This is a genomic window from Streptomyces sp. AcH 505, from assembly GCF_000818175.1.
Taxonomy (GTDB): domain Bacteria; phylum Actinomycetota; class Actinomycetes; order Streptomycetales; family Streptomycetaceae; genus Streptomyces.
Genome location: NZ_JTIY01000001.1, coordinates 4,120,261 through 4,124,768, shown reverse-complemented (window position 1 = coordinate 4,124,768; position 4,508 = coordinate 4,120,261). Strand labels below are relative to the sequence as shown.

General features: G+C 73.0%; 6 protein-coding genes. 3 read left to right on the top strand and 3 right to left on the bottom strand.

What is annotated here, in order from left to right; translation table 11 throughout:
• Window positions 1–427, bottom strand: a 427-nt coding sequence (locus HY68_RS18870) for a BTAD domain-containing putative transcriptional regulator (protein WP_041990433.1), incomplete at its 3' end; no start/stop codon positions are given.
• Between the two features lie 202 nt (window positions 428–629).
• Between HY68_RS18870 and HY68_RS18865 the strand changes: the two genes are divergently transcribed.
• Window positions 630–1,451, top strand: a complete 822-nt coding sequence (locus tag HY68_RS18865; RefSeq protein ID WP_041990431.1) for a site-2 protease family protein — start codon at window positions 630–632, stop codon at window positions 1,449–1,451.
• On the opposite strand, the gene HY68_RS18860 is transcribed toward HY68_RS18865, so the two are convergent.
• Together HY68_RS18860 and npdG are read right to left on the bottom strand one after the other, a co-directional pair.
• The gene (locus HY68_RS18860) at window positions 1,441–1,635 is read right to left on the bottom strand and encodes a hypothetical protein (RefSeq protein WP_041990429.1); all 195 of its coding nucleotides are present in this window, start codon (window positions 1,633–1,635) and stop codon (window positions 1,441–1,443) included. The genes HY68_RS18865 and HY68_RS18860 overlap by 11 nt on opposite strands.
• Before the next feature lie 84 nt (window positions 1,636–1,719).
• Window positions 1,720–2,433 carry an NADPH-dependent F420 reductase gene (gene npdG, locus HY68_RS18855; protein WP_041990427.1) on the bottom strand — a complete coding sequence of 238 codons (714 nt, stop codon included), beginning with the start codon at window positions 2,431–2,433 and terminating at the stop codon, window positions 1,720–1,722.
• Between the two features lie 119 nt (window positions 2,434–2,552).
• Between npdG and HY68_RS18850 the strand changes: the two genes are divergently transcribed.
• Both HY68_RS18850 and HY68_RS18845 read left to right on the top strand, forming a co-directional pair.
• On the top strand, window positions 2,553–3,164 hold the full coding sequence (locus HY68_RS18850; RefSeq protein WP_041990425.1) for a hypothetical protein: 612 nt from the start codon (window positions 2,553–2,555) through the stop codon (window positions 3,162–3,164).
• A 74-nt stretch (window positions 3,165–3,238) separates the two neighbouring features.
• On the top strand, window positions 3,239–4,508 hold a 1,270-nt coding region (locus HY68_RS18845), incomplete at its 3' end, for an MFS transporter (protein ID WP_063779659.1).

Genomic DNA, 4,508 nt, shown 5'->3' with positions numbered 1-4,508 from the left:
GCGCGCGCTCCGGCAGGTCGGTCAGCGCGGGGCCGTGCCAGAGCGCGAGCGCGTCGTCGAGCAGCCCCGCCGCCTTGGCCGGGTCGCCCGCCCGCAGGGCCCTGGCGCCTTCGTCGGCGAGCCGGCCGAAGCGGTGCAGATCCACGTCCTCCGCGTCGACACCGAGCTGGTAGCCCCCTTCGTAGGAGGCGACGGCGCCGGGCCCCAGCGCCCGCCGCAACCGGCCCACCAGGGCCTGGACGGCGCCCACCGCGTCGGCGGGCGGATCGCCGTCCCACACCTCCGCCACGAGCACGGCGACGGGCACGGTACGGCCGGGCCGCAGCGCGAGGGCCGTCAGCAGGGCACGCAGCCGCGCCCCGCCGAGGGCGACGGGGGTGCCGTCGTCGTGCAATGCCCGGGTCGTGCCGAGGACGGAGATACGCATGACCCCATTGTCCCTGTGCGCGCCCGGCAGCTCACACCGTCCGTACGTTCGGGTGTGTTCGTTCCGGGGTCCCGCGTCCGAGGGCGGCAGGAGCGCCGTACGCCCGGCGGACCGGGGGGAACCAGGTGCCCCCTCGGGTCGTTTCCCCCGCGTCACCAGTACGGTCGATCCGCACAGCCGCCGACCAACGGGAGAACCACCCATGACCACCGCCATCAACCGCAACAGCGACCGGCGGATCAGTCCCGTCTTCGTCGGGATCGTCGCCGTCACCGCGGTGTCGGGCTGGGCCGTGTGGGAGAGGTACGCGGCCAGCGCCGGTTTCGCCGTCTTCCTGTTCGTCACGGGCGGCTGGATCGTCTCGCTCTGTCTGCACGAGTACGCGCACGCCCGCAGCGCCCTGCACAGCGGTGACATCTCCATCCCGGGCAAGGGCTATCTGACGCTCAACCCGCTCAAGTACACGCACGCGCTGCTGAGCATCGTGCTGCCGGTGGTCTTCGTGATCCTCGGCGGCATCGGGCTGCCCGGTGGCGCCGTCTTCATCGAGCGGGGCCGCATCCAGGGCCGCTGGAAGCACAGCCTGATCTCGGCGGCCGGCCCGCTGACCAACGCGCTGTTCGCCGTCGTCTGCACGGCGCCGTTCTGGCTCGGCGGGCTCGACGGGGTGCCGATGGAGTTCCAGTACGCGCTGGCGTTCCTCGCGCTGCTCCAGGTCACCGGCGCGATCCTGAACTTCCTGCCGGTGCCGGGGCTCGACGGCTACGGCGTGATCGAGCCCTGGCTCTCGCACAAGATCCGCCGCCAGGTCGAGCCGTTCGCGCCGTTCGGACTGATCGCGGTGTTCGTCATCCTGTACATCGGCAGCGTGAACGAGGGCTTCTTCGACGCGGTCGACGCGGTGCTGCGCCGGCTGGGGGTCAGCAACCCGAACGCGGCCTACTGCGGGCAGAACCTCTACCAGTTCTGGACGAGCACCGACCCGTACTGCAAGGCGGGCGCCGGGCTCAGCTTCAGCCGGTGACGGTCGTCGTACGGGCCGCGCGCTCCGCCTTCGCCCTGCGCAGGTAGTACCAGGACATGTTCGACGAGAGCCCGGCGATCAGCACCCACACGATGCCGATCAGATTGCCCTGGACGAAGGAGATGACGGCGGCTGCGACGGCGAGGACGCAGACGACGGTGGCGTACACGGCGAGGCGGGGCATGGGGGTCGGCTCCTGTCGGCGGCTTCCGGACTGCGGTGGTACGCCGTCCAGTGTCCCCCATGCCCGCGGCCCGTCGGACGCCGGTCAGACGTCCGTGGCGCGCAGGCCCGCGTGGGCCTTGTAACGGCGGTTCATCGAGATCAGGTTGGCGACGAGCGACTCCACCTGGTGGGCGTTGCGCAGCCGTCCGGCGAAGACACCCCGCATGCCGGGGATCCGGGCGGCGAGCGCCTGTACGAGGTCCGTGTCGGCCCGCACCTCACCGAGCACCATCACATCGGTGTCGATCAGCTCGATCTCCGGGTCCTGGAGCAGTACCGCCGAGAGATGGTGGAAGGCGGCGGTCACCCGGGAGTCCGGCAGCAGGGCCGCGGCCTGTTCGGCGGCGCTGCCCTCCTCGGGGGTGAGGGCGTAGGCGCCCTTCTTGTCGAAGCCGAGCGGGTTGACGCAGTCGATGACGAGCTTGCCCGCCAGCTCCGCCTTGAGGGACTCCAGGGTCTTGGCATGGCCGTCCCACGGCACGGCGACGATGATCACGTCGCTGCGGGTCGCGCAGTCCGCGTTGGCCGCGCCCTCGACCCCGTGGCCGAGTTCGGCAGCCGCGGCCTCGGCGCGCTCGGCGGCCCGCGAGCCGATGATCACTTTCTGCCCCGCCCTGGCCAGCCGGTAGGCGAGACCGCGGCCCTGGTCGCCGGTGCCGCCGAGCACACCGACCACGAGACCTGACACGTCGGGGAGGTCCCAGGGGTCCTTGGCGGGGGGCTTGGGCGCGGCGCTGCCGCCGTCAGTAGAAGTCATGCCACTGACATTAGTTCGCACCGACGGCCCGCGTTACGTCGCACCGGCCGGCCACGATCGGGTGAGGGTGCGGCCGAACGGGGGGTGCGGGCGGGGCGCGAGGGGCAGGATGCGGCGCCATGGATGCCGTACGTGTCGCCCTGCTGCGTGAGGTTCTGGCCGGTACCCGGTGGCCGTCGGCGACCCGGCGGTTCGCCGGGACGCTGCGTGCCTCCGTCGTCCCGCAGGGCGGTGGGCTGCTGCTGGTCGGCACGGAGGAGTACGAGCCGTGGCATCTGGCGGCGCATCTGGTCGACGAGGCGGCCTGGTCGGGACAGCCCGAGCTGGCCCCCACGCTGGTGCGCCACCAGGTGCGGCCCGGTGAACCGGCCCACCTCGCCGTCGGGCTCGGCCGGCTCGCCGGGGCCGGCCGGGGCTCGACGCTGCTCGTGGTGGCGCCCGACCGGCCGGGCGAGGGGCTGCTGGAGCGGGTGCACGACGCGCGCAGGGCCGGTGCGACGGTGCTGGCGCTCGACAGCGGCGACCCGGAGGTGCACGGCCTCGCCCACGAGGCGCTCACCGTGCCGGAGTCCGAGGCGCTCCCGGGTGTGGACTTCGACACAGTGCAGCATCTGGTCAGCGCGGCGGCCGGGGAGAACAGCGTGCCGGGCCCGCGCGGCCGGCGGCGGTTCAGGGACCGGCTGTCCCGGTTCGCGGACCGGCTGACGGCGCCGCCGCCCGCCCGCTGGTAGGGGGCACCGCACCGGTTCGCACCGTACGTAACGCGCTTGCACCGCACACGTATGTGCACGGAACATGGCGCCTCGTGACGAAAAAGCTCGGCGCGATCCTGCCGGACCTCACCCCTCTGCGGACGCTGCGGGAGTTCCGGCTGCTCTGGACCCAGGGCCTGGTGACGCAGTTCGGCAGCTCCATGGCGATGATCGCGCTGCCGCTGCAGATCAAGGACCTGACCAACTCGCCGTTCGCGGTGGGCGCGATGGGCGCCGTCGAGCTCGTACCGCTGATCGTGTTCGGTCTGTACGGCGGCGCGCTCGCCGACGCCGTCGACCGGCGCCGGGTCATCCTGCTCTCCGAGGCGGGGCTCGGCCTGCTGGCCGTCGTCCTGCTGCTGAACGGGCTGCTGCCGCACCCGGCGCTCTGGCCGCTGTACGTCGTGGCCGCCGGCGTCTCCGCGCTGTCCGGGCTGCAACAGCCCGCCCTGGGCTCGCTGATCGCCCGGATCGTCCCGCACGACCAGCTCACGGCGGCCGCGGCGCTGAACTCCACCCGCAGCCAGACGGCGGCCGTCGCCGGCCCGTCGCTCGCGGGTGTCGTCGTCGCGTACGCCGGTACGCCGACGGCCTACGCGGTGACCGTGGCCGGGTTCGCCGTCTCCGTGCTGATGTGTCTGCGGCTCTCCCCCGCGCCGCCCACGCACGAGGCGGGCCGTCCTTCGCTGCGCAGCATCGTGGAGGGCGCGCGGTACGCGTGGAGCAAGCCGGTGCTGCTGGGCACGTACGCGATCGACACGGTCGCGATGTTCTTCGCCTATCCCGTCGCGATCTTCCCGTTCCTCGCCCAGGAGCTGGACGCGCGGTGGGCGCTGGGGCTGATGTACGGGGCGATCCCGTTCGGCGCCGTGCTGCTCAGTCTGACCAGCGGCTGGGCGTCCCGTACCCGGCGGCACGGCCGGCTCGTCGTGCTCGGCGCCGCGAGCTGGGGGCTGGCGATGACGGCGGCGGGGCTGATGTCGAACATCTGGCTGGTGCTGCTGTGTCTGACGGTCGCGGGCGGCGGCGACATGCTCAGCGGGCTCGCCCGGCACACCATCTGGGACCAGACGGTGCCCGAGGAGCTACGCGGCAGGCTGGCGGGGATCGAGGTGCTGTCGTACAGCTGCGGCCCGCAGCTCGGGCAGGTGCGGGCGGGCACCATGGCCGGCTGGACCGGGACCCGTCCGGCGGTGTGGGGCGGCGGGCTGGCGTGTGTGGCGGGGGTGGGGCTGCTGGCCGCCGTCCTGCCGAAGCTGATGACGTACGACGCGCGGACGGACGAGGACGCGCTGCGCCGCCGCGCCCAGAAGGAAGCGGCGG